This is a genomic window from Candidatus Binataceae bacterium (genome assembly GCA_035500095.1).
Lineage (GTDB): Bacteria > Desulfobacterota > Binatia > Binatales > Binataceae > JAKAVN01.
This window is the reverse complement of sequence record DATJXN010000049.1, coordinates 1-3,670: the sequence shown is the minus strand read 5'-3', so window position 1 is coordinate 3,670 and position 3,670 is coordinate 1. Positions and strand designations below refer to the sequence as shown.

The following is a 3,670-nucleotide window of genomic DNA, read 5'->3' as shown; positions in this document are numbered from 1 at the left end:
CGGCGCGCGCGCGATATCGGTAATCGAGGTCTGCGCGCCCCCGGCGGCGTCGAGAACCAGATCCTTGCGCTGATGGATTCCCGGCGGCCTGAAGACCGGGAAACCCTCGTACTCGGACTCGACCGAGACGGTCCCTTCCTTGACCTCGCCATTGGCGAAGGTGAAATCGTCGAAGTCGGGAAAAGAGACATATGCGTCGGGCTGGATCTGGCTTCGCAGCGTGACCGTCAATCCGCTCGCCGCGCCGCCCGAGAGGTACTCGGCGCTCAGGTCGATCGCAAGGCTGGTCGCTCCGACCTCGACCTTCGCCGGCATCCGGACCGCCGCCTTCATCAGCGGGATGCGGAATTCCTCGACCCGGAAGTCCGCCGTCTGAAGCTCGTTGGGGTAGGTCTGGGGCCCCACCTTGAGCGCGATGGCGACCGAGTACTGGCCCAGCCTTGCGCCCTTGGGTATCTGCCACACCGTCTCCGCGACGCCCGCCGCGTTCCACTTGAGCGGGAAGTCATAATGCTGGTCGCCGCCCGCGGCGCGGATCGTCAACTTCGCCGGACGCTCCTCCAGAGCGGCCATCGCGAATCCCTCAACCGTCCTGGCCCGGAGGAAATGCTTCATGTGGACCGTCTCGCCGGCGCGGAAGAGCGGCCGGTCGAGCACGGTATGCGCCGCCAGGTCGCTCGGATTCCACGTCTGCGGCAGATGGAAGCGCCATGATTCGATTCCGTAGCGCCAGCTCGAATGGACGAAACTGAAGTCGTCGCCGAGCCGCGCCGTCACCAGCACTCCGGTGGAAAGGTCCTGCAGCGCCTGGGTCTGCGTGGTGTAGAAGTCGTACTTGGTCGGCGCCAGGTCCTTGCACTTGGGCGGATTTGTGACGGCGTCGATCTTCGGCGCCAGCGCGAGGCCGTGGCGATCGGTCGTGCCGGCCCACAGCTGCTTGCCGTGGCAATCGGAGATCGAGACCGCCGCGCCGGGGACCGGGTGCGCGTCCTCGAGCGTCGTCACCCAGACGAGCGAATCGGCCGCCCCCTGCTTGAAGTGGACCGAGAGGTTGGTGACCAGCGCTGCCGTCGGCACGTACATCGGGGCATTCCTGCCCAGGAGCACGCTGCCGAGATGGGCGCTCTTGAGCTCGACTATATATAGCCCGGGCTTGCCGAGCGGGAGGCCGAGAACTTCGAATGCTTTGGCGCCGTTGGGTTTGGGCAGCGTGAAGCGCCGCGGCGTGACGCCGCTGCCGTCGTCGTGGTCCTGCTTGTCTTGCGCGAAGACCGAGCGCGAGCGCTGCGCGCTCGCGACCTTTCTCAGCCACGAGATCGCCGTGGCCGCGTCGGGCGTCGAAAGTCCGAAGACGCGCGCGTCGATGCGGGCGACAAAATCGCCGAACGCCGAGCCGCTGGGTGCGGGCATCCCGCCGCTCGCCCGAAGCTCGGCACCGCGGATAAGCGGCTCGAGATTGCGCACGGTGACCGGCAGCGTCGGGTCGGCGGCCTCGATAATCCCGAAGCGCGCGGCGAATTTCGCGAGCGGCGGGAATTCGTCGGTCCTGACCGTCAGCGGAAAGCGCGCGGCGTTGGCGAGCGGGCGGCCGGTGTCGTCGGTGAGACCCGCGGGAATCGCGATCGTGTATTGCGCGGATTCGTGGAACGGGCCGGAAAAGACGACGTTGCGAATATCCGATTGATCGGCGCCGTCGGGCAGTTGCGCGCCGTGCCGGACTCCGTCGGGGCCGGTTATCGCGATCCGCTTCGAGTTGTCGATCGAGATTGAGGCCGAGAACGTAAGCCGCATCGGCGTGACCGGGATACACGCGGCCTGCGGATTCTCGCGTTCGCATCCGAAGTTCGCTTCGAACGCCGGTCGCACCTTGAACTGTATTTCCTGGTCCTGCGCGGTCGCGATTCCGCCCGCGGCCTCGATTCCCTTGCCCCAGATGAGCTTTACGTTCGCGTTGTCCGCAAACGCCTGACGCGCCTGCAGGATGATCGCGGGACGATGGTTGATGAAATCGCTGAAGCGCTTGAGTAGCAGGTTGCGATCCGCGCCCTCGATGATCGTCGCGCCGACCCGCTGCGGCATCCCCTGCACTGAGAACTCGGCGTGATCGAGCACCGTCTGTTCGACCGGCTCCGCGTCGAGCACGAGCACGAAGGCCTGGCGCTCGTCGATGCCCGTGTCGCCCGCCCAGGGCCGCGTTTCGATTACGGCCGGGCCGCCGGTGTCAAACACGAACGGCGGATGGCTTTCGACGGCGTCACCTTTTAGCGTCTTTAGCCCGGGCGCGAGCGTGAAGGTGCATCGCACCCCGGCCGGCAGATCGTTGTCGAAGTCATAGGACCATTGCCGGCTGTCGATCCATCGCGCCGTACCCGGCCATCGCGCCGTTCCTTGCGGGCGAGCGGCTCCGGGCCTCTGCGGCGTTCCATTCGATTGCGGCGATCCGCCGCCGACGCAATCGACCGCAAACGGCGATTGTGCGACGCGCGGATCGCCCATCGGGACCATCGGTTGCGAGAAGCGCGCAACCGCCTGGCGCACGTTCTTGACCGTGCCCTGGGGCGACAACGAGACCGTCGCTGACGCCGAATCCGCTGTGGCCGAGGCGGCGAGGGCGGCAAGGCATAGAATTGAAAGTGCTAGGACGCGGACAGTTGGAGCGAAAAGCCGCCGGCCAGCCATCGCGGCACGGCCTATCCCGGGTGAGGAAGGAACCTTGGCTGAAAATCTATTGATGGTAGTCCCCCCTCCCAACCCCGGCTCGCGCTGTCGACCCGCGCTATTGGTCTTACGGATAGCTGGGCCGCGCCTGTCGCGGAATGATAGCGGCGGCTCCCGGCTGGAACAATCGCGTGATTTAAGTTGTCGCAGACGCGACAAAACGTACCGTACACACAGCGAAAGCACTTTTGCCAAGTGCTCAAGGCTGCGATACTGTTCCGATGGGAGCCGAAGACCGGCGGGGTGGAAGACCGGCGAGGTGAATGATGGCCGAGGTTATACACGCGAGCGCGCCAGCGCCCAATGGAGCCGCCCGCGTCGAATTTGAATTACAACTTTACTATTGGGTGAAACTTATTCGCGGCTTCGAGGACCGCGTCGCACGCCTTCACCGACAAAACAGGATTCTCGGGGGAGTTTACTCCGGCGCCGGACAGGAGGCGATCGTCACCGGCATTTGCGCCCCCTTGCAGGAGGGCGATCTGGTGGCGCCGCTTCATCGCGACCTTGGCGTGTTCCTCATGCGCGGCGTCGACCCGGGGCGTCTGATGGCGCAGCTGATGGGCAAAGAGACCGGGCTCTCGCGCGGCAAGGATTCCTTCCTACACGGCGGCGACCTCGAGCACACCGTGTTCGGCTCGACCTCGATGCTCGGATCGTCGCTGCCGGTCGCGGTTGGCGCGGCGCTCAAGTACCACATCAAGAAGGAAAAGCAGGTGGCGGTCGCGTTCTTCGGCGAGGGCGCATCGTCGCGGGGCGACGTGCATGAAGCGATGAACTTTGCCGGCGTGCACAAGCTGCCGGTGGTCTTCGTGTGCGAGAACAACCGCTTTGCCTACTCCACGCCGCTCGAGAAGCAGATGGCGATCGACGACGTTGCGTCGCGCGCCGCCGCCTATGGCTTCAAAGGCCACGCGGTCTCCGGCAACGATCTGTTGGCCGTGGTCGAACT

Annotated in this window: 2 protein-coding genes; one reads left to right on the top strand and one right to left on the bottom strand. The window is 65.5% G+C overall.

What is annotated here, in order from left to right:
* Positions 1-2,565, bottom strand: a 2,565-nt coding sequence (locus VMI09_05580) for an MG2 domain-containing protein (GenBank protein HTQ24147.1), incomplete at its 3' end; no start/stop codon positions are given.
* A gap of 419 nt (positions 2,566-2,984) precedes the next feature.
* Here VMI09_05580 and VMI09_05575 point away from each other — a divergent pair.
* Positions 2,985-3,670, top strand: a 686-nt coding sequence (locus tag VMI09_05575) for a thiamine pyrophosphate-dependent dehydrogenase E1 component subunit alpha (GenBank protein ID HTQ24146.1), incomplete at its 3' end; no start/stop codon positions are given.